Annotated in this window: 23 protein-coding genes; 10 read left to right on the top strand and 13 right to left on the bottom strand. The window is 69.9% G+C overall.

Annotation, left to right across the window (positions count from 1 at the left end):
* Position 1: 1 nt before the first annotated feature.
* Genes E1288_RS04195 through E1288_RS04185 form a run of 3 tightly spaced genes read right to left on the bottom strand, consistent with a single transcriptional unit; the run spans position 2 to position 2,851 of the window.
* Positions 2–790: a sugar phosphate isomerase/epimerase family protein gene (locus E1288_RS04195; protein WP_132480945.1), complete on the bottom strand. Its 789-nt coding sequence runs from the start codon at positions 788–790 to the stop codon at positions 2–4.
* Positions 791–797: 7 nt separating this feature from the next.
* Positions 798–1,721 (bottom strand): sugar phosphate isomerase/epimerase family protein, encoded by a 924-nt coding sequence (locus E1288_RS04190; RefSeq protein ID WP_235883325.1) that lies wholly within the window; start codon positions 1,719–1,721, stop codon positions 798–800.
* Complete coding sequence (locus E1288_RS04185; protein ID WP_132480942.1) at positions 1,721–2,851, bottom strand: Gfo/Idh/MocA family protein; 1,131 nt, start codon at positions 2,849–2,851, stop codon at positions 1,721–1,723. The genes E1288_RS04190 and E1288_RS04185 overlap by 1 nt, the downstream gene beginning before the upstream one ends.
* Before the next feature lie 160 nt (positions 2,852–3,011).
* Between E1288_RS04185 and E1288_RS04180 the strand changes: the two genes are divergently transcribed.
* The 6 genes from E1288_RS04180 (at position 3,012) to E1288_RS04155 (ending at position 9,496) form a co-directional block, all read left to right on the top strand.
* On the top strand, positions 3,012–4,247 hold the full coding sequence (locus E1288_RS04180) for an ROK family transcriptional regulator (protein ID WP_132480939.1): 1,236 nt from the start codon (positions 3,012–3,014) through the stop codon (positions 4,245–4,247).
* Positions 4,248–4,378: 131 nt separating this feature from the next.
* Entirely contained in the window at positions 4,379–5,626 is a 1,248-nt protein-coding gene (locus E1288_RS04175) for an ABC transporter substrate-binding protein (RefSeq protein ID WP_165967978.1), read from the top strand.
* 202 nt (positions 5,627–5,828) lie between these two features.
* Positions 5,829–6,749, top strand: coding sequence for a carbohydrate ABC transporter permease (locus E1288_RS04170; protein ID WP_132480933.1), 921 nt, complete (start codon positions 5,829–5,831; stop codon positions 6,747–6,749).
* A gap of 95 nt (positions 6,750–6,844) precedes the next feature.
* On the top strand, positions 6,845–7,642 hold the full coding sequence (locus tag E1288_RS04165) for a carbohydrate ABC transporter permease (RefSeq protein WP_207954168.1): 798 nt from the start codon (positions 6,845–6,847) through the stop codon (positions 7,640–7,642).
* 28 nt (positions 7,643–7,670) lie between these two features.
* Positions 7,671–8,756, top strand: coding sequence for a Gfo/Idh/MocA family protein (locus E1288_RS04160; protein WP_132480927.1), 1,086 nt, complete (start codon positions 7,671–7,673; stop codon positions 8,754–8,756).
* Positions 8,753–9,496 carry a ThuA domain-containing protein gene (locus tag E1288_RS04155; RefSeq protein WP_132480924.1) on the top strand — a complete coding sequence of 248 codons (744 nt, stop codon included), beginning with the start codon at positions 8,753–8,755 and terminating at the stop codon, positions 9,494–9,496. Before E1288_RS04160 ends, E1288_RS04155 begins: the two co-directional genes overlap by 4 nt.
* Before the next feature lie 88 nt (positions 9,497–9,584).
* Here the strand turns inward: E1288_RS04155 and E1288_RS04150 are convergent, their stop codons facing one another.
* On the bottom strand, positions 9,585–10,784 hold the full coding sequence (locus E1288_RS04150) for a helix-turn-helix domain-containing protein (protein ID WP_132480921.1): 1,200 nt from the start codon (positions 10,782–10,784) through the stop codon (positions 9,585–9,587).
* A 53-nt stretch (positions 10,785–10,837) separates the two neighbouring features.
* On the opposite strand from E1288_RS04150, the gene E1288_RS04145 reads away from it, so the two are divergent.
* The gene (locus tag E1288_RS04145) at positions 10,838–11,107 is read left to right on the top strand and encodes a zinc finger protein (protein ID WP_207954164.1); all 270 of its coding nucleotides are present in this window, start codon (positions 10,838–10,840) and stop codon (positions 11,105–11,107) included.
* Positions 11,094–11,618 carry a hypothetical protein gene (locus E1288_RS04140; RefSeq protein ID WP_235883324.1) on the top strand — a complete coding sequence of 175 codons (525 nt, stop codon included), beginning with the start codon at positions 11,094–11,096 and terminating at the stop codon, positions 11,616–11,618. The genes E1288_RS04145 and E1288_RS04140 overlap by 14 nt, the downstream gene beginning before the upstream one ends.
* A gap of 174 nt (positions 11,619–11,792) precedes the next feature.
* On the opposite strand, the gene E1288_RS04135 is transcribed toward E1288_RS04140, so the two are convergent.
* Both E1288_RS04135 and E1288_RS04130 read right to left on the bottom strand, forming a co-directional pair.
* Positions 11,793–12,815 (bottom strand): PQQ-dependent sugar dehydrogenase, encoded by a 1,023-nt coding sequence (locus E1288_RS04135; RefSeq protein ID WP_207954163.1) that lies wholly within the window; start codon positions 12,813–12,815, stop codon positions 11,793–11,795.
* Between the two features lie 92 nt (positions 12,816–12,907).
* Positions 12,908–13,831, bottom strand: coding sequence for an oxygenase MpaB family protein (locus tag E1288_RS04130; protein ID WP_132480913.1), 924 nt, complete (start codon positions 13,829–13,831; stop codon positions 12,908–12,910).
* Between the two features lie 134 nt (positions 13,832–13,965).
* Here E1288_RS04130 and E1288_RS04125 point away from each other — a divergent pair, with 134 nt between their 5' ends.
* Entirely contained in the window at positions 13,966–14,541 is a 576-nt protein-coding gene (locus E1288_RS04125; protein ID WP_132480909.1) for a TetR/AcrR family transcriptional regulator, read from the top strand.
* A 67-nt stretch (positions 14,542–14,608) separates the two neighbouring features.
* Positions 14,609–15,367: an SDR family NAD(P)-dependent oxidoreductase gene (locus E1288_RS04120; protein WP_132480906.1), complete on the top strand. Its 759-nt coding sequence runs from the start codon at positions 14,609–14,611 to the stop codon at positions 15,365–15,367.
* 71 nt (positions 15,368–15,438) lie between these two features.
* Here E1288_RS04120 and E1288_RS04115 read toward each other — a convergent pair whose 3' ends face one another.
* The 7 genes from E1288_RS04115 to E1288_RS04085 form a co-directional block, all read right to left on the bottom strand.
* Positions 15,439–16,752, bottom strand: a complete 1,314-nt coding sequence (locus E1288_RS04115) for a WXG100 family type VII secretion target (protein WP_132480903.1) — start codon at positions 16,750–16,752, stop codon at positions 15,439–15,441.
* Between the two features lie 30 nt (positions 16,753–16,782).
* Positions 16,783–17,052: a hypothetical protein gene (locus tag E1288_RS04110; protein WP_132480899.1), complete on the bottom strand. Its 270-nt coding sequence runs from the start codon at positions 17,050–17,052 to the stop codon at positions 16,783–16,785.
* Positions 17,052–17,405 carry an SAV_915 family protein gene (locus E1288_RS04105; RefSeq protein WP_132480896.1) on the bottom strand — a complete coding sequence of 118 codons (354 nt, stop codon included), beginning with the start codon at positions 17,403–17,405 and terminating at the stop codon, positions 17,052–17,054. The genes E1288_RS04110 and E1288_RS04105 overlap by 1 nt, the downstream gene beginning before the upstream one ends.
* A gap of 168 nt (positions 17,406–17,573) precedes the next feature.
* Complete coding sequence (locus E1288_RS04100) at positions 17,574–18,797, bottom strand: TIGR02679 family protein (protein WP_132480894.1); 1,224 nt, start codon at positions 18,795–18,797, stop codon at positions 17,574–17,576.
* The gene (locus E1288_RS04095) at positions 18,790–22,812 is read right to left on the bottom strand and encodes a TIGR02680 family protein (RefSeq protein WP_132480891.1); all 4,023 of its coding nucleotides are present in this window, start codon (positions 22,810–22,812) and stop codon (positions 18,790–18,792) included. The genes E1288_RS04100 and E1288_RS04095 overlap by 8 nt, the downstream gene beginning before the upstream one ends.
* On the bottom strand, positions 22,809–24,020 hold the full coding sequence (locus E1288_RS04090; protein ID WP_132480888.1) for a TIGR02678 family protein: 1,212 nt from the start codon (positions 24,018–24,020) through the stop codon (positions 22,809–22,811). The genes E1288_RS04095 and E1288_RS04090 overlap by 4 nt, the downstream gene beginning before the upstream one ends.
* Positions 24,017–25,525 (bottom strand): TIGR02677 family protein, encoded by a 1,509-nt coding sequence (locus E1288_RS04085; RefSeq protein WP_132480885.1) that lies wholly within the window; start codon positions 25,523–25,525, stop codon positions 24,017–24,019. The genes E1288_RS04090 and E1288_RS04085 overlap by 4 nt, the downstream gene beginning before the upstream one ends.
* Positions 25,526–25,710: the final 185 nt, after the last annotated feature.

Raw genomic sequence — 25,710 nt, 5'->3', positions numbered from 1 at the left:
ACTAGGCCCAGCGGGAATGGCCCTCGTTCATCAGGATGTTGGCGTTGGTGGCGAGGAGCTCGAACGGATCCTGTTCGGTGGAGTCGATTTCGGCCACGTGCCAACGGATTCCCGATGCGCCGCGGAGCGCCGCGGCGATGTCGACCTTTCCGGTGCCGATCGGCGTCTGGGGCGCTCCGGGCAGGGCCGGGCCGTCCTTGAGGTGCACCGCGACCGCCCGGGGGCCCAGGGACGCCAGGACCGACGCCGGATCGGCACCCGCCGCGACAGCCCAGTAGACGTCGAGTTCCGCGAGCAGGTCGTCGCCCGCGCGGGACCAGAAGCGGTCGTAGCCCGTGGTGCCGTCCGGGAGTTCGGCCCATTCGAACCAGTGGTTGTGGTAGCCCAGGTGCAGGTCGGCCGCGACCGATTCTGCCGCCGAGCCCAGGGTTTCGGCGAGGGCGTCGACCCGGGCCGGGTCGGCGAACGTCTCCTCGCCGAAGCCCGGGACCAGGCGCGGGTGCGGGATGAACGCCGTGTCGGCGCCCAGGATCGCGCACTCCTCCACCAGTTCCGCCACGTCGCCTGGCAGCCCGGCGTGCACCGCCGACACCGCCAGGCCTGCCGCGTCGAGGGCGGCGCGCAGGGCGCGGGCCTCGGCCAGGCGATCGGCCGGCGGCTTCTCCGGGGCGCAGAGGCCGAACGGCTCGACGTAGCGGAAGCCGATCTCGGCCAACCGCGCCAGGGTCGCGTGCCGGTCGGTCGCCAGTCGTTCGCGGACGCTGTAGAGCTGCACGGAAAGCAAGGCCACCTCCGGCTCAGCCGACGATCAGCGGGCGCAGGGTCCGGTGCGCGATGTTCAGGCCCTGGGTGATGCGCTCGTCGTCGCCGCCCCACACCGGGTCCTCGTGCTCCACCGACAGCGTGCCCGTGAAGCCGTGCTCGTAGAGCCGGTCCACGACGCGCGCCCAGTCGACCTGGCCCAGGCCCGGCACCCGGTAGCGCCACCAGCCCATGTCCCAGGGGTTGCCGCCCTTGTCCACCTTGCCGAAGAAGCCGTAGCGCTGCCGCGCCGCCGGGTCCAGCTCCACGTCCTTGGCCTGGGCGTGCACGATGCGGTCGATGTAGGGCGCGATGGTCTCGACCGGGTCGATGCCGATCCACGTCAGGTGCGACGGATCCCAGTTCAGGTACAGGCCGAGGCCGAACATCCACTCCCACAGCTCCGGCGAGTACGCCAGGTTCCCGGGATATCCGTCCGGGTGCCAGCCCTCCATCACGCAGTTCTCGACGATGATCTTCACGTCGCGCTCGCCCGCGTACTCGACGATTTCCGGTAGCACCCGTTCCGCTTCGGCGAGGTTGTCGGCCACCGGCTTCGTCCAGTCGCGGCCCACGAACGTGCCGACGTAGGGCACACCGAGCGCCTGCGCCGCGTCGATCGCGTGCTTGAGGTGGGTGCGGATCTCCTCTCGCCGCGCCGGGTCCGGGTGGAGGTTGTTCTCGTAGTAGGCGAACGCCGACAACGTCAGGCCGTGCTTGTCGAACAGCGCGAGGGTCTCGTCGACCTCGCGCGGGCCGAAGTCGGCCACCGGCAGGTGCGCGGCCTCGAAGTCGCGGCCGCCGGTGCTCGGCCAGACGGCGACTTCCAGCGCCTCGTACCCGGCCTGCGCGGCCCAGCCGGCGATCCGGTCCAGCGTCCACTGTGGTAGACACGCGGTGAGCATTCCGAGCTGCATCATCACACCTTCGTCCAGGAACCGTTGTGGGCGGAGCGGAGGACGGCGTCGACCAGCCGGGCCGATCGCAGGCCGTCCTCGAACGTGGGCAGCCCCTCCGGGCTGCCGCCGTCGATCGCGGCGTAGGTGTCCGCGACGAACGCTTCGAAGCACTGCGCGTACCCCTGCGCGTGCCCGGCGGGCAGTTTCGACAACCGGCGCTGCTCGGGCGAACCGTGCTCGGGGTCGCGGACCAGGATGCGGTTGCCGTCCACGCCGCCGAGCCAGATCCGCTCGGGCTCCTCCTGGTCGAACACCGCGCTGCCCAGCGCGCCGTCCAGCTCGAACCACAGCCGGTTCTTCCGCCCCGCGGCGACCTGCGAGATCGTCGCCGAGCCGAGCACGCCGGCGGCGGTGCGCAGCAGCAGTGCGGCCGAATCCTCGGTGCGGACCTCGACCCGGTCGCCCGCGACCTCGGTGGGCCCGGCGAAGGTCGGCCCGGCCGCCGCCGGACGGGTCGGGACCACAATGGACAGTTCGGCGAGCACGTCCGTGAACGTCTCGCCGGAAACCCACTGGACCAGGTCGCACCAGTGCGACCCGATGTCGGCGAACGCCCGCGACGGCCCGCCGAGTTCCGGATCGACCCGCCAGCTCGACGCGTCCGGCGAGAGCATCCAGTCCTGCAGGTAGCTGCCGTGCAGCAGGTTCCAGGCGCCGAACTCGCCGGCCTGCCACCGCGCCCGGATCTCCCGCACCACCGGGTGGTAGCGGTAGACGAACGGAACCGACGCCACCAGGCCGCTCCCCGCCGCCGCGGCGGTCATCCGCTCGGCCTCCGCCGTCGAAATGCCCAGCGGCTTCTCGCAGATCACGTGCTTTCCGGCGCGCAGGGCGGCTTCCGCGAACGGCGCGTGCGTGGCGTTCGGCGTGCAGACGTGGACCACGTCGACGCGGTCGTCGGCCAGCACCTCGGCGAGGTCCTGGTACGCGGCCACGCCCCAGGCCGCCGCCACCTGCTTCGAACGCTGCGGGGACGACGCCAGTACGCCGACCACCTCGGCGCCCGCGAGGATCGCCGCGCGGCGGTGCACGTCGCCGATCATCCCGGCGCCCAGGATCGCCACGCCTCGCCCGGAAGGTGCAGGGCTCACGAGGAGCCTCCTTCGGTTGGAACTGTTGACAACTACGGGTGTCTCACGCCCGATTTTCGTCGCGGTTAAAACTAGATCGCAGGTTTTAAGTCGGCAATATCTGTGATTTATTTTCTTTTCGGTCATTAATCGAGCGCATGGCACGACGGGAGCAGTGACGATGGGGTGGGAACCGGTCCGGTTGGCGGTGCCGAGGACGTCCGGGCGGGCCGACGGCAACCTGGTGCACAGCGGGCTGGCCCGGCTGATCGCGTCGGGAGCAGCGGAAACGCGGGTCGAACTGGTGCGTGCCACCGGGCTCGCGCGGTCCACGGTCAACAGCCACCTCGACGCGTTGATCGCGGCCGGCGTGGTCGTCGAGCGCGGCCCGGTGGGCAGCGGCGGGCGCGGCCGGCCCGCGCACCGGCTGGCGATCGCGCCGCGCGCCGGGGTCGTGCTGGCCGCCGACGTCGGCGTGCACAGCACCCGTCTGGCGGTCGCCGATCTGGGACAGGACGTGCTCGCCGAGCGGCAGGTGGCGCTGGACATCGCCGACGGCCCGGAGCATTCGCTGGACGTGCTCACCAAGCACCTGCACGACCTGCTGGGCGACTGCGAGATCGCGCGGGACGAGGTGAAAGCGCTGGTGATGGGCCTGCCGGGGCCGGTCGATCCGCGGCTGGGCATGCCGGTGCGGCCGCCGATCATGCCCGGCTGGGACGGCTTCCCGGTCGGCGACGCGATGGCCGAGCGGTTCGCCTGCGCGGCGTCGGTGGACAACGACGTGAACCTGATGGCCCTCGGCGAGGCCCGCGCCCTCCCGCCGGAGGAATCTCCCCTGCTGTTCCTGAAGATCGGCACCGGCATCGGCGGCGGCATCGTGTCCGCCGGCGGGGAGCTGCACCGGGGCTCCGACGGCGCGGCGGGCGACATCGGGCACATCCGGGTGCCCGGCGCGGACGACGTGGTCTGCCAGTGCGGCAACGTCGGCTGCGTGGAGGCCGTCGCGTCGGCCGAGGCGGTGATCCGGGCGCTGCGCACCGAGGAAGGCGGCCCGCAGAGCACCGAGGACCTCGCGCGGCTGTTGCGCGACGGCGATGCGACGGCCGTGCGCCAGGTCCGCTCCGCGGCCGCGACGATCGGCGAGGTGGTGGCGATGCTGGTGCACTTCTACAACCCGAAGCGGATCGTCCTCGGTGGACTCATCACCGCCGCCGGCGACGACATGCTCGCCGGCATCCGCGGCGTCGTCTACCGGCGCGCGCTGCCGCTGGCCACCCGGAACCTGTCGCTGGTCAACAGCGCGCTCGGACGCTCCGCGGGGCTCGCGGGCGCGGTGGTGGCCGCGATCGAGGACGTGCTGTCGCCGGACGGGATCCACCGGCTGATGCTTGACACGCCGCATCCGCGCGGCTAACTATTTGAGCCGTCTCACGCCGCAGTTCTGCCCCGGAACCGGGACGCCGACGCGCGATCCCGATGTCCCGAACCGCGAAGCGGAGATGATCATCGATGAGGCTGAGAAGCGCCGCGTCCCAAGCAATCGCCGTGACCACCGTGCTCGCGCTCGCGGGCTGCGCGGGCGGATCGCCCGCCGGCCCGACCGCCGAGCAGGCGCCCGACGCGAAGGTCGTCGAACCGGCCGCCGCGCAGGGCGCCGCGGGCGAGGTGACCGCCTGCGGCATCCGGGACACCGGGGTGTTCAAGACGCTGACGGATTCCTTCAACGCCGGGGGAACCGGCGTCACCGCCCGCTACGTCGAGCTCGGCCAGGACACCGACGCCGCGCGGGCGCAGGCCATCCAGCGACTCGAAGGCGGCTCGTCCGAGTGCGACGTCTACCTGATGGACGTCACCTGGGTCAGCGAGTGGGCCGCGCAGGGCTGGGTGCAGGACCAGACCAAGCTGGTCGAGCAGCGCAAGGACGGCTTCATCCCGTCCACATTGGAAACCTCGCGCTACGCGGACCGCTACTGGGCCACGCCGTTCTACACCAACGCGGGCCTGGTGTTCTACCGCAACGACCGGGTACCGCCGCCGACCAGCTGGAAGCAGGTGTACGAGCAGGCGAAGCAGGACCCGCAGAACAAGGTCGAGATCCAGGCCAAGCAGTACGAGGGCCTCACGGTGAACTTCCTCGAAATGCTGTACTCCGCGGGCGGTTCCGTGCTCGACGAGAACGGCACCATCACCATCGACTCGCCGCAGACCCGCGCGGTGCTGAACCTGATGGCCGACGGCGTGCAATCCGGCGCCGTCGACCGCGCCTCGCTGACCTACGAGGAGGACGCCTCGCGGCGCGCCTACGAATCCGGCGCCGCCGGCCACCTCCGCCAGTGGCCCAGCGCGTACAAGCTGATCCAGCAGACCGCCTCCGGGCCGGCCACCGCCGTCGCGCCGCTGCCCGCGTTCGACGAGAACAGCAAGCCGTCGGCCGTGCTGGGCGGCTGGAACTGGGCCATCGCCGCCGCCTCCGACAACGTCGGCGGGGCCGTGGCGTTCATCGACCACGCCACCAGCCCGGATTTCCAGAAGACGATGGCCCTCAAGCACGCCCAGGCGCCCGTCTTGGCGAGCACCTACGACGACCCCGAGGTGCAGGCCGCGCTCCCGTTCATCACGCAGCTGAAGCAGTCCGTGATCAGCGCCAAGCCGCGGCCGAAGTCGCCGGTGTACGCGCAGATCTCGAAGGCCATCAACAGCAACGTCTACCCGGTGCTGGCCGGACAGGTCGACGTGGAGACGGCCGTGCAGAAGATGGCCGCGGACATCAAAACCGCCCAGGAAACCTTCTAGAAAGCATTTCAACAGTGGTTTGCATAGCGGTGCAGGTAGCGGAACCTCAGACGCCTTCTCGCTGTGGGATCCCCGACATCATGAATGCCAATTCACCACGTCGGGGCTGTCCTCGCGAGAAGACGCCTGAGAACCCGCGGCGGTGCCAGCTGAGTCCCACACCGCAAGCGGCTACCGCCGCTTGTAAGACAGATGAGGTGTCATGACCACCTTGACGAAGCCGAAGAAGCAGCGCGTCGACCACCAGCAGCGGCGCACCGCCGTGCTGATGGTCGCGCCCGCGCTGGTCGTCATGTTCCTGGTGGCGGCGGTCCCGATCGGCTACGCGATCTGGCTGTCGCTGAACGTCTACAGCGTGCGGCAGGCGGGCCTGTCGAAGTTCGTCGGCCTGGGCAACTACCTGGAGGCGCTGGTCTCCCCGGCCTGGTGGCACGCCTTCGGGCAGACGTTCCTGTTCGCGATCGTCTCGGTGGGCCTGGAAGTGGTGCTCGGGGTCGCGATGGCGCTGCTGCTCAACATGGCGTTCCGCGGCCGGGGCCTGCTCCGCTCCACGCTGCTCATCCCCTACGCCGTGCTCACCGTGGTCAGCGCCATCACCTGGCAGGCCATGTTCGAGTCGAACCTCGGCCTGGTGACCGGGATCCTGCGCGGGCTGGGGCTGCCCGGCGGCGACATGGTGTGGCTGGCCGAGCCGGGCTACGCCATGGCGGTGATCATCGTCGCCGACGTCTGGAAGACCGCGCCGTTCGTGGCGCTGCTCGTGCTGGCGGGCCTGCAGGTCATCCCCGCCGACGTCTACGAGGCCGCCGACCTCGACGGCGCGGGCCGGTGGCAGACGTTCTGGCACGTCACGCTGCCGCTGCTGCGCCCGGCGATCGCGCTCGCCGCGATCTTCCGGCTGCTGGACGCGCTGCGGATCTTCGACCTGCCGTTCGTGCTCACCAAGGGCGCCAACGGGACGCAGACGATGTCCATGCTCGCCTACCAGGAACTCCGCGAGGGCAGGCTGATCGGGCAGGGCTCGGCGCTGTCCATCCTGACGTTCTGCACCGTGATGGTGGTGTCACTGGTGTACATCCGCTTCGCCGGGGGCAACATCCGCGACGTCTCCAGGGAGGCCTGATGGCGATGGTCCTCGAAACCCCGAAACCCGCCCCACCGCGGCCCGCGCCCCGGCAGCGCGGGCGGGCGGACCGGAACCGGTTGCGGCCGGTGACGATGGTGTTCGTCGCGCTGGTCATGCTGGGCTCGCTGGTACCGTTCTACTGGCTGATCAACACGTCGCTGAAGACCGGCGCCGACCTGTCCTCGGGCAGCCTCTACCCCACCGATCCGTCGCTGCAGAACTACCTCGACGTCATCCACAACGGCAACTTCCTGACCGCGCTGGGGAATTCGGTGCTGGTCGGCATCGTCACCACGGCGCTGGCGCTGCTGTTCGCATCGTTCGCCGCGTACGCACTGGCGCGGCTGAAGCTGCCGCGCAAGGGCCTGATCCTGGGCCTCGTCCTGTCCGTCACCACGTTCCCGGTCATCGCGATCGCCGCGCCGATGTTCAAGATCTGGAGCGACATCGGCCTCTACGACACGCTGGCCGGGCTGATCATCCCGAAGCTCACCTTCGCGCTGCCGATGGCGATCTTCGTGCTCACCTCGTTCTTCCGCGAAATCCCGTTCGAGCTGGAGGAATCGGCGCTGATCGACGGGGCCACGCCGTTCCAGGCGTTCCGCAAGATCATCCTGCCGCTGGCGGTGCCGGGCCTGGCCACCACGGCGATCCTGGTGTTCATCTCGGTGTGGAACGAGTTCCTGCTCGCCGTCACGCTCACCTCCACCCCGGCGGCGCGGACGGTCCCGGTCGCCATCGCGTTCTTCGCCGGCACCAACGAGTTCGAGCAACCGATCGGCACCATCAGCGCGGCCTCGGTGCTCGTCACCATCCCGCTGCTGGTCGTGGTGCTGATCTTCCAGAAGCGCATCGTCGCCGGGCTCACCGCCGGCGCCATCAAGGGCTGAACCCACCTCTCACGAAGGAGTCCCGTTCATGAGCGACCCCACGCTTCGGGTCGGAGTCATCGGCATCGGCTGGGCCGGCCAGCAGGCGCTCGCCGCCTACCAGGCGCTCCCGGACGTCGAGATCGTGGCGATCGCCGGGCAGGAGGCGGACCTTCTCGCCTCGCTCGGCGAGCAGTACGGCGCGAAGCAACTGTTCGAGAGCTGGGAGAAGCTCATCGAGCTGCCGGGCCTGGACGCGGTCAGCATCGCCGTCCCGACCGTCCTGCACGCGCCGATCGCCATCGCCGCGCTGAAGCGCGGGCTGCACGTGCTCAGCGAGAAACCGCTGGCGCGCAACGGCGTCGAGGGCCAGCAGATGGTGGACGCCGCGCGCTCGGCCGGACGCGTGCTGGACATCGTGTTCAACCACCGGCTGCGCGGCGACATCCAGGCCCTCGGCGAGATCATCCACCGCGGCGACCTGGGCCGCCCGTACTACGCGAAGGCGTCCTGGATGCGGCGGCGCGGCATCCCGAAGCTGGGCAGCTGGTTCACCAACCAGGAGATGTCCGGCGGCGGCCCGCTGGCCGACATCGGCGTGCACGTGCTCGACTACTCGCTCTTCCTGCTCGGCGAGCCGCGCGTCACCTCGGTCAGCGCCGTCACCTACGCCGAGCTCGGGCACCGCGACATCGGCGAGATGAAGTGGAGCGCCAAGAGCGAGGCCGCCTCGAAGTTCGAGGTCGAGGACTTCGCGGCGGCGTTCCTCCGCCTGGAAGGCGGCGGCACGCTCGTGCTGGAGACCTCGTGGGCGGCGTTCCGGGACCCGCTCGACCTGATCGACTTCAGCGTCCTGGGCACCGACGGCGGCGCCGAGCTGCGGGCCGTCGGCGCGACCAAGGCCAAGGTCGGCGACCTGCGCGTGTACCGGGACGTCGACGGCGAGATCGCGGACTACACCCCGCCCGCCGAGCCGGGCCGCGCGCACGCCGGGGTCGTGGAGAACTTCGTCCGCGTACTGCGGAACCCGGAAGAGTGGGCCGCCAACGACGGTTCCACCGCCCTGAAGCGCGCCCGGGTGATCGACGCCTGCTACCAGTCCGCCGCCGAGAAGAAGGAGATCGTCGTCGAATGAGCCCGCTTCGCATCACCGTGTGGAACGAAGGCGTCCATGAGTCCACACAGGACCCCGCTGGGATGGCGGAATACTACCCCGGCGGCATCCACGGCGCGATCGCCGCCGGGATCGGCGAGCAGCTGCCGGACGCGACGGTGCGCACCGCGCTGCTCAGCGACCCGGAGCACGGGCTGCCCGAGGAAGTGCTGGCCGACACCGATGTGCTGCTGTGGTGGGGCCACAAGGCGCACGGGCAGGTCGACGACGAGGTGGTCGACCGGGTGCAGCGGCACGTGCTCAGCGGGATGGGCCTGCTGGTGCTGCACTCCGGGCACTTCTCCAAGATCTTCACCCGGTTGCTCGGCACCACCTGCTCGCTGAGCTGGCGCAACGCCGCCGAACGCGAGGTGGTGTGGACGGTCGACCCGACGCACCCGATCGCCGAAGGCGTGCCGAACCCGCTGGTGATCCCCGAGCAGGAGACCTACGGCGAGTTCTTCGACATCCCGGCGCCGGACGAGCTGATCTTCATCAGCTCCTTCACCGGCGGCGAGGTGTTCCGCTCCGGCGTGACGTTCAACCGGGGCCGCGGCCGGATCTTCTACTTCAGCCCCGGCGACGAGCGCTACCCGGTGTACAACCAGCCGGAGATCCGACGCGTCCTGGCCAACGGCATCCGCTGGGCGGCCCAGCCCGGAATCCCGCGCACGCCACCCAGCGTCTCCAACCCACCCCGCGACTGGTACCTCCCGGAGTAGATGAAGCGCGAAAGGCACCTTTCTCTAACGTACTTGGTGAAAGGTGCCTTTCACCTTGCTGCTTCCGAACCTCTTGCTTGGCATTGGCTCAGATCTGGATCCCGGCCCAGCGTGCAAATCCGGCGAGGGAAGTCGTGGCGCGTCGATCGGCGGTCGCGAGCGCGCGAACAGTCTCGCGCACGGACGGGTGCGTGCGGGTGTGGTGGGGCGAGACCCGGCGCGCCATGTTGAGTTCTCCGAGCGCTTTTTCCCGGTCGCCGTGCAGCATCCACGCACGCGCTTGGTCGATGTGGTGATGCCCCACGCGTTCCGGTCGTGTCGCATCCGCGACTGCTACGCGACTGGCGCGGGTCACGGCCTCGGTGCCGTCGTAACGCTCCACCGGTACCGCGCACCAGTGGATCACGACGTTGAGCTCGCTGGCATCGGTGTTGTAGTACGGGGCCGTCACCGCGCCCAGGGAGACTCTTGTTCGCGCTTCCCGGATGTGGTCGTCGGCGCGTTCGCCGTCACCGTTGCGCGCCGCCATGACCGCTGCGCGGAGATGCAGTTGCGCAGCGACGCCATGAACTGCGGCGTCGGGCCGTTGATCCTCGACGTGTTGCAAGGCGCGATCGAGCAACCGCAGTCCAGCCGCGTAATGGCCGTTCTGCAGGAAGTGCGTCGACCGGTGCCAGTCGGACACCGCGCTCCGAAGCGGGTCACCGGTCGCGGGCGCGAGCACCACATGTCGCTCGGAGGCGGTTGCGGCGATGTCCGGATGACCGAATCGCCCTCCAACGGTCGCGGCGAGCCGATACGCGTCGTGCAGCAGTGCGCGGTTCCGCTCACCCTGCCACGTCGTCGGTGATGTCTCGGCGACGTGCACGAAGAGATGGTGAAGCGCCTGCGGGAGAATCATCGCCAGTTCGGCGTATTTCTGCCCCTTGCGAAGGGACTCGGCTCGATCGAGTTGTTTCCGGATGCTCTCCGGGTTCAGGGCTGGATCCGCCGGTTGCGGGTCGTCGAAGCACTGAAGTGCTACCCGCAGCTCGGAGATCCCCGAAGTTTCGCTGTGGAACTCGGAAATGTTGTCGGCGACCTGCACGCCGTAGAGCTCGCGGACCTCGACGCCGAACGCCGACGCGCACGCGGCGACGAAGGCCGGGCTCGGCGGTGTCCTTCCCTGTTCGACCTTCTTGACCAAGCTGGTCGAGACGAAGATGCGCCCCGCCAGCTGCGCCTGGGTCCATCCGGCCAGCTTGCGGAGCCGACCAATCCTGGCCCCCGCTCCCGCATCCGCGTTCATACCGGCATTGTCCCTTCCTTGTCCCTCCAGATCACGAGTAACTCATAGTGTCGATGCTGTCACAGGAGGTGATTCCATTGTTGATGTACCGCCCACATCCGTTCAGCTGGCGACCGGGTGACGGCGCGCGGCACGCGACCGCTGATGAGCGCCCCGGTCACGGCTGGCCGGTGGGCACGCGGATCAGCACGTTGTGCGGCACGCAGGTTCTCTCCGACGAGTCGGTCGAGGCGTGGCTGTGGGTTACCTGCCCTCGCTGCAACGTCGAGGCGCACAAGCTCGCTGGGATTCCAATGCCGGGAGCGGGCGATGAACCGCGCTGAAGTTGATGAGCTGCTGCGCGAGCTACGCCGTCGTGGTGGAGTGTTCTACGCGTTCGGCCCGAAGGATGCCCCCGAGGTAGTCGCCCATGCGCACTTGTGGCCCACCTGCGCGGATGTTGTGATCCTGCGCGGAGAGGACGATGCGACGGCCTACCGGACGCCGACGATGCCGGGAGCGGATGTGTTCGCTCCTGTGCTGGTGTCGTGGCAGTACCACGCTACCGCCGCGTGGACGCTGCGTGCGGTACTGACGCTGCCGACTCCGGGCGATGTTCATGCGCCGATCGCAGTGCTGAAACCTGATCCGCTGTGCTTCCTGCCTCTTGATCTCCAGCGACCGGTCACCATTCGCCCGACGCCGCCCACCGAACCGCCACTGCCACGCCGCGCCGACGACGTCGAGCGACTGCTGCCGACTGCCGGAACCGTCGTACCTATCAACGATCAGGCTGCGATGACGCGGAATCCGGAGGTGCTACACCGAATCCAGCTCGGCTTGCAGCAGCTATAGACGGCCTGTGCCCCCACCAGCACGAACCTGCCCACCGTCAACCCCGAGGCGGTCGGGCACCAGATGGTCGGGCGGTGTGTCGCCCCCCAACACCGCCCGACCATCCCCGACGTGGCACCCGAATCCCTTGCGCTTGAAGGTGCCCTTCCTCTGGTCAGGCCCCTCGCCGCGTTTTCACGGGGTGATGCTGAGGATCTGGTCGTCGTCGGGGCCGGGGTCGCCGTTGTTGTCCTGGTTGGACGTGGTCACCCAGAGGGTGCCGTCCGGGGCCGCGACGGGCGTGCGCAGGCGGCCGTACTCGCCCTGGAACAGCGCCTTCGGCTCGCCCAAGGTGCCGTCGTCGGCGAGCGGGATCTGCCACAGGCGCTGGCCGCGCAGTGCCGCGACGTAGACGTTGCCCTGGTGGATGGCCAGGCCGCTGGGCGATGCCTCCGACGTCTTCCAGGTGACCAGCGGGTCCACGTACTCGTCGTTGCCGCAGGTGCCCTCGCACACCGGCCAGCCGTAGTTCTTGCCGCCCTCGATGCGGTTGACCTCGTCCCAGGTGTTCTGGCCCAGTTCCGCCGAGAACAGCCGCCCGGCCGAATCCCAGGCGAGACCCTGCGGGTTACGGTGGCCCATCGAGTAGACCACCGAGTCGCCGAACGGGTTGTCCGGCGCGGGTTTCCCATCGGTCGTCATGCGGAGGATCTTGCCGTTGAGCGAGTTCACGTCCTGCGCGTGGTCCGGGTCCTGGGCGTCGCCGGTGGTGGCGTAGAGCATTCCGTCCGGGCCGAAGGCCAGCCGGCCGCCGTTGTGGAACCGGTTCTTCTTGATGCCGGTCAGGATCGGCTGCGGTGCCTCGCCGAGGCGCAGCTTGGCGATCCGGTTGTCCTCGCTGGTGCTGTAGAAGACGAAGACCGTCTGGTCCGAGGCGAAGTCCGGCGACGCGGCGATGCCCATCAGGCCGCCCTCGCCGTCGGTCGGCTGGGAGTCCTCGATGCGCTGCACCTCGGTGACCTGTCCGTCCTTCAAGGACATGATCTGGCCGGTGTCGCGCTGGGTGAACAGCGCCGAGTTGTCGGGCAGAAACGCCAGGCCCCAGGGGATGTCGAGCCCGGTGGCGACCGGGGTGGCCTCGGCCGCCGAGGCGGTCGGCGGGAACACCAGCGCCGCTGCTGCGGCGCAGGCGATTAGCGCACTGGCACGACGGATCATCGCGCGGCCTCCTTCTGTCGGGGTGAGGCGGCGGATCACCAACAGCGATCCAAGCAAACCGCGACCACGCGCAATACCGCCGGGAGGAGGCATCAACCAATGGCCGGCGAGTAGTGCTTCGGGTCGTCGCGCCGGTCGGGCGGCGGGAGGTTGCGGGGCGGCGTTTCCACCAGCGGGGCATCGGCCGGGATCTCGCCGCGCTCGCGCCGCCATCCGGCGCGGGCGCGCGGGTGGTAGCGGAGGTCGAACGGGACCAGCTTCCAGGCGAGGCCCAGCGCGCGGCCGAGCGCCCGCAGCAGCCGTGCGTCGCGGGAAGTCCAGCGGTAGCCGAGCTTTTCGCGGATGGCAGGGTCGTAGACGCCGACGGTGAGCCAGACGAAGCCGCGGCTGATCAGGATCCGGGCGAGCCTCCACAGCGGATCCGGCAGCCACTTCATGGTGGGCGGCTTGCCGATGCGCGCGATGTCGAGCACGTCGCGGGTGGCCTTGTTGTCCTCCAACACGTTTCGGCACATGTGGTCCCAATAGCGCCGGAAGCTCGCCCAATCCGGCGGCACCGGGCGCATGCTCATGCCGTAGAGCCGGTACCACTGGACGCCTTCGGCGTAGACCTGCTCCTTCTGCGCCTCGGTGAGGGGCTTGCCGAAGTGCTCGTTGATCAGGATCGGCATCACCAGGAACGTCGAGTGCGCCCAGAAGTAGGTCTCGGGGTTCAGCGCGTGGTAGGGCCGGCCGTGCTTGTCGACGCCCTTGATCGTGTCGTGGTAGCCGCGCACCTGCCGGGCCGTTTCGCGGGCGCGCGGGCCGTCGTAGAGCACGCCGCCGATCGGGTACAGCGACCGGTAGAGCCGTTCCCAGCGTTCGTCGAAGAACCGCGAGTGCTCCTCGACGCCCGCGCCGAGCTGCGGGTGCATGTTCTGCATCGACCCGGCCCACAGCGCCAGCAGCAGCCCGCGCCAGTCGCCGAAGTAGCGCCACATCAGGGAATCGGGCCCCAGCGGGGTCGGCTCGGACATGGCGCTCCCTTCAAAACTGAGGACACCTGTATTCAAAATATGGCGACCCCTGCAGGCCGTCAATCGTCCCTTCCGGGCCCGAGGCCGCAGGCCATATTTGACTGATCGTTCTCGAACCGGGTAGCGTTCCGGCCGTGGCGAGGACCAAGGAATTCGATCCGGACGCGGCGCTCCAACGCGCACTGGAGCTGTTCTGGGAGCGCGGGTACGAGGCCACCTCCATGGCGGATCTCGTCGCACACCTGGGGATCGCGCGGGCGAGCATCTACGCCACCTACGGCGGCAAGCACGAGCTCTACCTGAAGGCCCTCGACCGGTACCTCCAGTTCCGGGACCCCAAGGTCGTGGAACGACTGTCGCAGCCGGGCCGGGCACTGCCCGCACTGCGCGAGCTGCTGGACTCCTACATCGCCGAGACGCTGGCCGACCGGCGCGGCTGCATGGTGGTCAACGCGGCGGTCGAACTGGCTCCGCACGACCGGCAGGTGGCGCGCGGCGTCCATTCGAGCTGGGACGTGCTGGAAACCTCCCTGACCTCGGCGCTGACCCGGGCCCGCGCGCAGGGCGAAGTCCCCGAGAGCTGCGATCCCCGCGCGGCGGCGCGACTCATCCTGGTCGTGCTGCAGGGAATCCGGGTGCTCGGCCGGACCGACCCCGACCCCGGGCGCCTGCGCGACGCCGCCGAGCAGGCACTGGCCTCGCTTCGCTGAACCTCCGGACGCGGAGCGGTTTCGCGCGTCCGGATTCAAGACCGATCGATCTGAAAAGAAGGACATCATGACATCCCGCTTCACCGGCAAGGTCGCCCTCATCACCGGCGGCGGCTCCGGAATCGGCCGGGCCGCGGCCCTGGCCTTCGCGCGCGAAGGCGCCACCGTCGTGGTCGCCGGGCGCAACCCGGAGCCGCTGGCCGAGACGGTCGAGCTCATCGAGGCGTCGGGCGGCCAGGGCAGCCCGGTCACCGCCGACGTGTCGGACTCCGACGACGTCGCGCGCCTCGTCGCGACGGCGGTGGAGCGCCACGGCGGCCTGCACGTGGCGTTCAACAACGCCGGCGTCCTCGCCACCGGTCCGGTCGCCGACTTCGACGAGCAGGACTGGGACAGGCTGATGGCCATCAACGTCACCGGGGTCTGGCTGTCGATGAAGCACGAGATCGCCCACATGCGCGAGCACGGCGGCGGGGCCATCGTCAACACCTCCTCCAACATCGGAGCGCACCGGCGACGCCCCGGAACGGGGGCGTACGCGGCGACCAAGGCGGCGGTGAGCGCGCTGACCCGCACGGCGGCGCTGGACCACATCGGCGAGGGCATCCGGATCAACGCCATCAGCCCCGGTCCGATCGAAACCACCATGTCCCTGCTGCCGGGCGAAACCGAGGCGGAGCGAACGGAGCGCGCGAAGACGACGCAACCCATCGGCCGGGTCGGCACGCTGGAGGAAGCGGCTGCGGCGGTGCTCTGGCTGGCCGCCCCCGAATCCGGCTTCACGGTGGGACACGACCTCGTCCTCGACGGCGGCGCCAGCGCCTAGCCAGCACGGGCCCGTGAGCACTTTGTGCTGCCATAGCAACACAAAGTGCTCACGGGCCGGCCGCGGTCAGCTCACAGGCCGAACACGCCCTTGGCCCCGTTCCAGGCGTCCTTGGCCTTGTCCTTGGCACCGTCCACGGCGTCGCCGGCCAGGTCCTTGGCGCCGTTCCACAGGTCGCCGGCGGCGTCCTTGGCGTGATCCGCGGCGTCGCCGACGTACGGAGCGGCCCACTTGATCCCGGCGTCGACCACGAACGCCGTGACCCCGCCCAGCACGATCGGCGCCACCACCCAGGTCGGCGGAAACGCCATCGCCACCGCCGTCGCGGCGAGCAGGCTGCCGCCGCCGGCCAGCACGCTGGTGGTCACGTGCCCCGGGTCCGTCGGATCCTGGGCGATGTCCCACCCGGTGAACGCCGTGGTCACCGCCAGTCCCAGCAGTGGCACGGACTTGACGACCTTGGGTGCGAAGTTGAGCGCGCTCGTCGGGGTGGCGAGATCCCCGACGGTCGTGGTCAGGATGAACCGGGCGTCGCGCAAGACCACCGCGAACTTGCCCTGGTCCTTGGCCAGGAGACCGCCGAAGAGCTCGTGCATTCGCCGCTTTTCGAGCACGTTCGCCAGCGCGGTGTCGAGCTTGGCCAGCAACGCCGAAGTCCGGGCCGCCTGCGCGGCCACCGGGTTCGCAGCGACCAGCGCAGCCCGCATCTCGGCCGAATCCGCCGCGGGGCCGAGGCGTTCCAGCGCCTCCTGGATCCGGAACCTCCTTCCGACGAGCCAGGTCGCGTACGCGCCGGGGGCGAAGTCCGCCCAGGTCATCCAGCTCTGGGCCTTCTTCTTCAGCTCGTCGAGCAACGTCGCCTGCGAGTCGTTCTCGGTCTGCCGCGCCTCGGCGGCGGTGTGCGCGCATTCCTCGTACGCCGCGCACTTGCCCGCGAAATCGGCCAGCGCCTGGTTGCCCGCGTCGAACGCCTGCCGTTCCGCCGTGCTGGGGCATCGCCCCTTCGGCAGCGGTGCGGGCGCCGACGGCGGCGGGCCAGGCGGCTCGCAGATGGTGGTCTCGGTCACCGGCAGGCCCGCCGCCAACGCCACCCCGCGCGCCTGGTCCATCCGCGCTCGAACGGTGTCCAGGTCCGTCGCGTGCGCCTCCATCGCCTGTGCGGCGCCTTCTAAGTTCCCCGACAAGCCGTCCACCTGGGGACCGGCCTGCGCCATCAGGCCGCGGAACGCGTCGGCGGCCGGGCCCGTCCAGCCCGCCTCCGACTGCCCGCCGGCCTTGCGGATGTCGGTGCCTGAGTTGTGCGCGGCCGCGGCCATCGCGCGGAGCCACTGCGCGCTCGCCCGGACGCTGCCGGGATCTCCCAACACATGCGTGTCGATCGGCATCGTCGCCGACCTCCCTTCCGTTCCGGCCGGTCAGGGCCGCTCGTCGACGAACTGCCCCTGATCGATCCCCACGTACTCGACGCCGCTGTGCGCGACCTGCTCCCCCGCGGCGACGAGCCCGCGCACGGCCCCGAGGGCGGACTGGCACAGCAGCGCCATCGCCGCGCACACCGCTTCGCTGCAGTCCCCGGCCTGCGGGACCGGTGGCACCGCGCCTGCGGTGTCCAGGGCGTCCGCGCTGGTCCGCAGCACGTTCGCGATCTGCTCCAACGTGGCCGGGTCGGCGGTGAACCCGCTCATCAGGCCGCCCCCCGTTCCCGGAGCTCGGCGGGCAGCGGCGCGTCCCAGATGACGAGGTCCGCGGCGCACCGGTGCCGGACCTCGTGCAGATCCCCGGTCCGGATGGCGATCCACGACTGTTGCTCGCCGCAGCATTCGGCGAGCAGCTCGGCCGAGGAGTAGACCAGCAGCGCGAGCCGGCCGTCGGGGAGTCGGCGCAGCGCCACTCCCGCCTCGGAGCGGTCGGCCGCGACCTGCTGCACCGGGACGTAGAGCCGCTCCGGCCCGTCCCCTGATTCCTGGCCGCTGTACTCCGGCCCGAGCACCGGCGGCGCGACCTGCGGCCGGTAGCTGTCCGTGCGACTGAACGACATGACGATCTCCTGTTCACGACATGCGAAATCACACCTGGAAAAGTGGAACCGACCGAATTCCCCACGCATCTCGGTCGCAAGGCAAGGACGGTTCCGACTCCCCGGCGGTTCCCGCCCCGCGCGGAGACTTCGCATTCGCGATCGCCGCCCGCCCTCGCAGGGCGAACGTCAGCAGTGCGGTCCGCGGAACGCGGCCAGATCGGTCAAGAGCTGTTCGGCGACATGTTCTTCCGACACCGTTGCGCGGTGCCCGCGCATGGCTTCTGACAGCTCCGGATCCCAGGGGGCGTCGGTGATGTTGCCGGGATCCGGGCGTCCGGGGCGAACCGCCGCGAGGTAGTCGGCCGCGGACATGGCCCACGGTTGCGCACCGGTGCGGGCGACGACGTGCGCGGCGATGCGCACTCCTTCGCCGTCGAAGTCGCCGTGATAGCGCACCTGCGCACCTGATTCGGCAAGCCGGCGCAGAAGGTGGATGGCGGCGCTGTTCGGCCAGCCCGATGTCGTGACCAGTGGTGGGCACTGCGACCGGAAGCGGGCGGTCGCCATCGCGACCATCGCCGGGTTCTCCACCACGTGCACCACTGTCGCGCCTCTCGGCGGGCCGAAGTCGCGGAGCTGGGCCAGCGTCACGACCGCCGCGTGCCCCGCGTCGGTCCACGCTTGCAGCGTGACCGAGAGCGGATCAGTCCCACCGGGCCGGAAACCGGCGGTGAGCACCGAGGTGGAAAGCGCGTCGCATTCCACTCCCGCGCGCTCCCAGCACGCTCGTCGCTCCTCTGCGTTCTGCGGCGGCGCCTCGTCGTGGATCGCCGCCAACGCCTTGAGGACCAGGGCCGACGTCCGGGTTCCGTCGTCGAGCGCGTGCGTGTCATCGCAGACGTCACCAGCCAATGTGGACAATGGGCGACCGTCCGAGGGCAATGCCGCCAGCACGGACAAAGCTTGCGCGATCACCTTCCGGGTCCGGGCCGCCGACCCGCCGATCAGGCCCCCGCGCCTGATTCCCGCCGCCCACCCGGCCAGAGCGGGCTCGGCACGGACAACGGGATGCTCATCGAGCCACACCCAGAGCTCGGCGCGGGCGTTGGTTGCCGCGAGGCGCGTTTCCGCACGGTTCTCCAATCGGCCGACGATGAGTTCGGCGATCTCCCTGGCCGTCAGCCCGGTGGCCGGTCCGAGCGCCTCGTCCAACGCCCGCACCGACACCGACGCATCCACTCCCGGCAGCCGGTCCAGGCCGAGCAGGTCGGCGAGCGCCGCGCTCTGGTCCGGTTCCAGCCCGCGCAACCGCACGCTGCTGACCGCTCGTCCCGAGGAGAACCGTTCCCACAGCACGCGCCACAACGGCGCGAGTTCCGGGATGTCGTAGCGGGCCCGCACATCAGGCATCGAGCGGCTCCTCGGCAGCGCGCAACTCGCGGCCGTCCCAGGTGAATCGGACGGTCGTCACCGCATCGTCGTCAGTGCCGGTGATGAGCTGGTGGATGGCGATGCCGGTCAGCTCCCGGTAGTCGCACCACTCGTGGTCGGAGGTCAGCACCAGGTCCAGGTCGAAGCCCACCAGCAGCTCCAGGAGTTGTCCGCGGTTGGTGCTGTCGACCCCGACGAACACCTCGTCCAGCAGGATCAACCGCGGCGCGAGTGGCGTGGACTGGTAGTGCGCGGCAGCCGCCGCGAACAGCGGGAGGTGCAGCACGATCGCCTTCTCGCCGCCGGAGAGAGCGCCGTGCAGGCGCTTGGTGACCGGCTGCCAGCCCTCGCCCCGGCCACGGTCCACCTTCACCACGAACTGGTGCCACGCGGTGTAGTCCAGCACCTGGAGCAGCTGCTGCTCCCAGCCGGTCGCGGTGTCGGTGGAACGGGCCTCGTCCACCCGCTCCCGGAAGAACCGGTGCAGCGCGTCGCGTTCCGGCTCCGCCAGCGTTGCCGGGTTGCGCAGGAGCAACTCGCGCGCCTCCCGGGTGCCCGCCGGCAACTGCTGATCGACCTGCCAGACGAGGCGAACCCGCACGTTGGACGCGGTGCGAACGCGTTCCAGCCGGTGGTTCATCGTGTCGACGAGCTCGTTGGCGGCCCGGATGCGTTCGGCGATGTGCCGCCTGGTGTCCCCGGTCAACGTCTGGTCGAACAGCTTCCGCTCGTCGGCGGTGATCTGCTCAGCGGTGCGCTCCCGGTCGGCCCGCAGCAGATTCAGCAGCGCCACCGCGCCGTGTCGCACGCCGTCCACCGTCGCGGTGAACAGGCTGATCTCCTCGCCCTGCTCCAGGTCCAGGTCGGCGCGGCCGGCCAACAGCGGCTGGGCATCGTGCACGGCCTGGGCAAGCCGTCCTTCGGCGTCGCGCACGTTCTTCGGCTCGTGGAGCACGCCGGAGAGCTGCTCGGCGAGCTTGCGCGCTGCGTCCAACGCGGACCGCTTGCCGTTGAGCGGCCCGGGATCGAGCTCGACGCGCGCGTCTTCCGGCAGGCTCCCCGCGACCTGCTCTCGGAACCGCTCCTCCGCGCCGTCCCGAGCCTCGGTCGCATCCGCCATCCTCGACTCGTCTTCGCGCTGCCGTTCGGCCAGCGTGCCGATGCGCTCGTCCAGCCGCCGCTCTGCTCCGCGCAACCGATCCCGCTCCGCGACGATTTCCTCGCCTTGCTTCCGAAGAGCGGCGAGGTCTTCGTCCAGCTTCCGGTACTCGGTTCCGACCGATTCCTCGACGGTGCGTAGCTTGATCGCGGCATTCTCGGCTTCCTGGCCGCGCTCGTCGGCGGTTTCCTTCGCGGCTGCGGCGTTGTCCGAGGATTCGTCCGCCCGATGCCCGGCGTCCCGCGCCTTTTCGGCAGCGGTGCGTGATTCCGCACGGCTGTCGAGCCAAAGGTCGGCAACGTCGCGCAGGTTCCGCACCGCGGCGTCGACGTCGACGAGCTTGTCCTCGCCGGTCGGCAGGCCGTGCGTAGCCGCTTCGCTGGTCAACTCGCGCCACGCCGCCGCGACCTCGTCCTCCCGGGACCGCCGGTCCTGCTCGGCGGCCGAAACCGCATCCCCGCGGGTCGCGCAAAGCAGTTCCGCTTTGGTGAGCTCGTTTTCGGCGGCATCGACTCCGTCGAAACCGGGCCGCTGCGCGAGCTCCGCGACGAGTGCTTCGCGGTGCTGCGCGACGTTCCGCAGCCGGTCGTCGACTTCGTCGACGCTGACCTTCAGAGCCTCGATCAGTTCGTCCAGCTCCGCGATGCGCCGACTGCGGGCGCGTTCCCGGGCGGCGGTGCCGATGAACTCCGCTTCCGACTTGTGCCAGCGACCGTGCACGCTGGCCAGCCGCCAGGTGCCGTCGCCGCCGATGGCCGCGGGATGGTTCGGTGCGGTGTCGCCGAAGGCGATCCCGGCCAGCAACCGCTGCACCCGGTCCGTGCTCACCGGGGACCTCTCGTCCACGACCAACAGATCGGCCAGGCAACGGCCGGGCGCGGACACCGAGAACAGCGTCTCGGCGAAGGTGTCCCGGTCAGGGGCGCTGAGCGTGCCCTTGGGCAGCACCCACGCGTCGAGCAACCCGGCGGCTTCCAGGCCGGCCTCTACGGCCGCGCGCACCGCATCCGGCACGTCCGCCCGGAACTCCAACAGCCTCCACAGCGGGGCGCCGTCCACGCTCGCCCGGTCCATGCCGCGAGTGTGCGGAGTGGGCGGTGGGCGATCAACGCGCCGCTCCAGCTCACCACGCTCCGCCGCGTGCCCGGCGATCTCGGCCAACAGCCCGGACCGGGTGGCGCGCAACTCGGTCTCGGCGATGGAACATCGTTCGAGCACAACGTTTTCCGCCTCGCGAACGACGTCGAGCAAGGCGGCGCGATCGGTCACCAACTCGGCGAGCCGTTCGGGATCTCGCATCACCAGCTGCCGACACGCCTGAGCCCATCGCACAAGCTCCGCCGCCAGCTCCCCGAGTCGCCGCTCCAACGCCTGCCGCGCCGCTGCCGCGTCGCTCTCCGCTGCGGCGAGCTGCTCCCGCGTCGCCTCCACCCATCGTTCCACGTTGCTGCGGTGCTCCACCGCTTCGCGGTGCGCGCCCGCTGCGCGCCGCACCTGCGCGACTTGCTTCGCCTTGCTGTCCACGGCGGCTCGCAGCAGCCTTCGGCCGCTCGCGGTGTCCGCGCTTCGCGCGATTTCCGTCAAGACCGCCGGCATGCCGGCTCGCTCCGCGGCTTGCCGCGCCTCGCCTGACCTGCGGTCCGTCTCCTGTTCTGCCATTTGCGCCTCGCGCGCGAGCTCCGCCGCGCGTTCGGCGTCCCGTATGGCCTGGTCGCGCAGGTTCGCCGCGTGTCTGGCGGCGTCGGCGGCGTGACGCTCGGCTGCTTCGACCGACTTCCGCAGTTGGGGCAGTCGGCTGCCTTCGCGGTATGCGGGCGAGTCGACGATTCCTTCGATGCGGGTGTCGGTCCGGCTTTTCTCCGCCGCCAGGGCGTTGTCCTGCTTGTTCACCTCCGCGAGTTCGGCCTTCGCCTTGGCATGTTCTTCGCGGCTTTCCCGGGCCTTGCGGGTAACCTCGGACATCTGCGACGTGGCGGTGATGAGTCCGGCCGCCGTGAACCGCAGGACGCGTTGGGCGTAGGTCTTCTGCCTAGTGGCAAGTTTTTCGGCCTCGGCGACCTCGCCGTCGAGGATCTTGAGTTCCTCGCGTTGCCGGTCGAGGCGTTCGAACCCTTCGGCGATTTCGGCGATGTCGGTGTGGTCCAGTGGTGGCAGGGCCTTGGAGAGCAGCGTGGACAGCACACTGGGGTCCAGCCGTTCTGACAGTTTCGGCGTGCGCAGCTGCAGCAACGCGGTGATCAGCGCGTCGTAGCGCTGTTCGCTCACTCCGGGGAAGAGCGCCTGCCGGACTGCGCGCCGGTAGTCGGCCGGTGAGCCGTACACCTCGCCGTCATCGCCGATCTCGGCCGCGAGATCACTCTTGATCAAGGGCCTGCCCGCGTCGTTGACCAGTCGCACGCCGCCCGGCAGGCCGACGCGCCGCGTGGTGGTGAAGTACGTGGACGTCACGTTCTTGGTGTTGGCGGTGGCCTGCAGTCGGGCACCGCAGCTGAACCAGGCCTGTTCGCCATCGATGACACGACCGAATTCCAGCCATACGTAGCCGACCCGGGTGCTTCCGGTGTTGCCCTCCCCCATCAGGTTCCAGTGCATCGTCCGGTCGCCGCTGCCGAACGTGGACAGCCGGTGCGGCCGCAGGCTGGCGTCGAACAGGTACGGCAGCAGCAGTTCGAGTGCCTTGGATTTGCCGGTGCCGTTGGGGCCGCGCAGCAGCAGCCGCCCCTGGTGGAACTCGAAGGTTTCCCCGTAGTAGCGCCAGATGTTGACGATCCCGGCGCGGGTCGGCCGCCAGCGCCGCTGGTTGTTCCGATCGGGATCGAGTTCGGTGACGGTCATCGGTGTCCTGCTTCGTCGGTCCGGATGCGCTCGACGGCGTAGCGGGCCGCCGCCGGTAGCGCGCGAATCGCTCCGTCGGCACGCCGCTCGGCCAGGCCGAAGGCGCGGAGGATCTCCACCGCGTCGTGGGCGAGTCGCTGGGTGCCACCGTCGGAGCGATATGCCCTGCCCCAGGAGCGGAACCGGTCGAGCAGTTCGGCAGCGGCGTGCGTCAGTTCGGCGGCCGGCAGCCAGTCTGCGGTCTCGTTGAGCTTGTCCAGTACCAGCAGCGCCGCAACCTTGGGGTGCGAGCTGTCGTCCGGGAACTTCGTGTCGGTCGCGATCGCGTCCGGGTCGATCACCAGGTAACCGTCGGAGCGTTCCTCCAGCACGCAACCCGCCTGCTGGACGCCGCGGGCGATGATTCGCCGGCCGGTCGGCGATGCGAGGTAGCCGAGCTGTGCCGTGGTCAGGTCCGCGCGGTACACAACCGGGTCGTCGATCAGACGCCGCATGATCGAATGCCGTAGCCACAGGTTGCGCTGGTTCTCCGACACGGCTGCGTCCGGGTCCGCGGCGTCGCCGTAGCGGGTTTCGGCCAGCAATGCGGCGATCTCCAGCTCGGCCAGTCTGGATGGTGGCACGGGCGCGGCCAGCAGTCGCACCAGCAGCGTTGTGTCGATCTGGTACAGCACCTTGGCGTCCGCGTGGTCCAGGTAGCTCTCGGTGCTGCCGTCCACCGGGCGGATCGCGCCGCAGCGCTCCAGCCACTTCAACGAGTCCACGTAGGCCGATCGCTCGTCGCGGCGGGTGGGGTCGAACGTCGGCAGCGCCGGCTCCGCGGCAGTCGCCTGCACCATCCGGTCCGCGAGCAGCCCGATCGTGGTCACCGGGGCGGCCAGCAGTTCCGCGGCAGCGACGCACAGCAGCGTGTAGCGGCGGCGGTCGAACGGTGCTCGTGAGGAGCGCAACCTGCGGACCGGGCGGGTCGGGTCCGGGCGGTCGGTGACCTTGCCGAGCCGCGCGTAGCCGAGCCTGGGCTCGACGAGCGCACGCCAGCCGCAGTAGTAGTCGAACCACTTCACGATCGGATCGCGCCGCCGCCGCACCAGGTCGAAGCCGTCCTCGTCGGCGGCGGCGGTGAGCAGCGGCCTGGCCAGCAGCAGGCGGATTCCTCGGGCGACCTCCTCGGTTTCCTGCTTGACGAGCTGGTTGTTGAGGTTGCTCACTGCGCCTCCTCAGCTCGCGATCGCGAGCCGGTGGTGCGAATGTCGATGACGAAGTCCGGCCCGTTGAACACTCCGTGTGGCGTGCGCACAGCGGCTGTGGCCGCGTCGTGCGGGCTGCGCAGCAGGATCTCCACACGCCCGTCGGAGGTCATCGCCCGCCGCACGCCGCTGCCGTCCTCGCGGGCGGTCAGGGCACGGCCGATCAGCTCCAGCAAGCGGTGGAAGCTGTCGCGGTCCAGCTCGCCGATGCCGGACAGCCGGATCGGGCCAGGGGTGGCCAGTTGCCGCCAGGCGACCTCCAGCTCGGCGCGCTGCTGCCGGGCCTGCTCACGCCGGAGTCGTCGCACCTCTTCGACGTCGCGGACCTTGCCGGTGCGAGCAACCCGTTCGGTTCGGCCGCTGCTGCGCAACAACGGCGATACCGGCACCGGTGGGGCCTGGGCCCAGCTTTCGCCGCTGGAGATCAGCTCGCCGTCGTCGTGCGCGAGGTGCGCGTGCCGGGCCGGCCACATCCCGAACGCGGCGTTGAACAACCGATGCGCTTCGTCTTCACTGCCGCTTGCGGCGAACCACCTCGCAAGGGCACGGAAGTCCGCCGCCGCACTGGTGGACCGCCGGCGCACGTCGCTCATCCGGTCCAGTGCCCGCAGCAGCTGGACGATCGCGCGCCGGGCGATGTCCTGCAGTTCGTCCACCCGTGGCACGGCATCGTCCACAGGCCGGAACCAGCCGCGCAGCCCGGCCCACTTCGCGGCGCGGTGCCGCAACCATTCCGCTTCTGGATCCGAGGTGCTCAGCTTCGGCAGCTCAGCGCCTGCCACCGCGTGCCGGTGCAGCGCGTCGACACCCAGCTCCTCGACCAGGCCGACAGCCTCCTGGATGGTGTGGCGTCGCTGGTCCAGGTTCGTCACGAACTCCTGCAGGTATCCGACGGTGGCGCGCTTGACCTCCTGGAAGGTCGCCAGGTCCGGCTGGTCCGCGCGCAGCAGCCGCTGCAGTTCGCTGTTGAACTGCTTGGTGTTGGTGCGCAGCGCGTCGAGATGGCCTTCGAGTTCCATCAGCGTCGTGTAGATACGGCGGTTCGACGCAACTTCCGAGCTCATGAGGCTGTGCAGTTCACCGAGCCGCTCGGCGATCGCATCCAGCACAGCAGTCTGCAACGCCCCGCTGGAAGCAAGCACGGACAGCGCGTGCTGCACGCCTTCGTACGCCGCCTCACCGCGTTTGGTGAGCAGGTACTGGAGGTTCTTGCGCTCGTAGTCCTCGGCTGTGGTGTAGTGCGCGGCGTGGTTCTGCACCACGTCAACCAGGCCCCACTGCCGCAGCCGGGACAGCGTCGCGTCGAGTTCTTCGTCGGAAACCGGCTCGAACCAGCCGACCGATCGCAGCCGGGCGTGCACGTCGTCGAAGGTCAGCGCGGTTTCCAACCGCTCATTGGCTTCGCCGAACGCGTAAAGCGCGGCGGTGTGCAGGTCAGCACGTTCGGTGGTGGTGAAAACGAACATCTCCCGCGGAATCCGCGGAAACGCAACCAATGCCCACCCCCGGCCTGACCGAATACCCCGTCCACGGTAGCGGGAGGCACAACCGCCGGGTGGACTCCCACCGGTCAAGATCGAGCCGCGGATCCGCGGCCTGGAGGCCCGGTCATGACCGTCCCCGCGCACGCAGCCGGACATATCGGGCCGCC

This window comes from Saccharopolyspora elongata, assembly GCF_004348985.1.
In the GTDB taxonomy this organism is placed as follows: Bacteria; Actinomycetota; Actinomycetes; order Mycobacteriales; family Pseudonocardiaceae; genus Saccharopolyspora; species Saccharopolyspora elongata.
The sequence above is the reverse complement of the archived record's forward strand: the minus strand, read 5'-3'. Positions and strand labels throughout refer to the sequence as shown.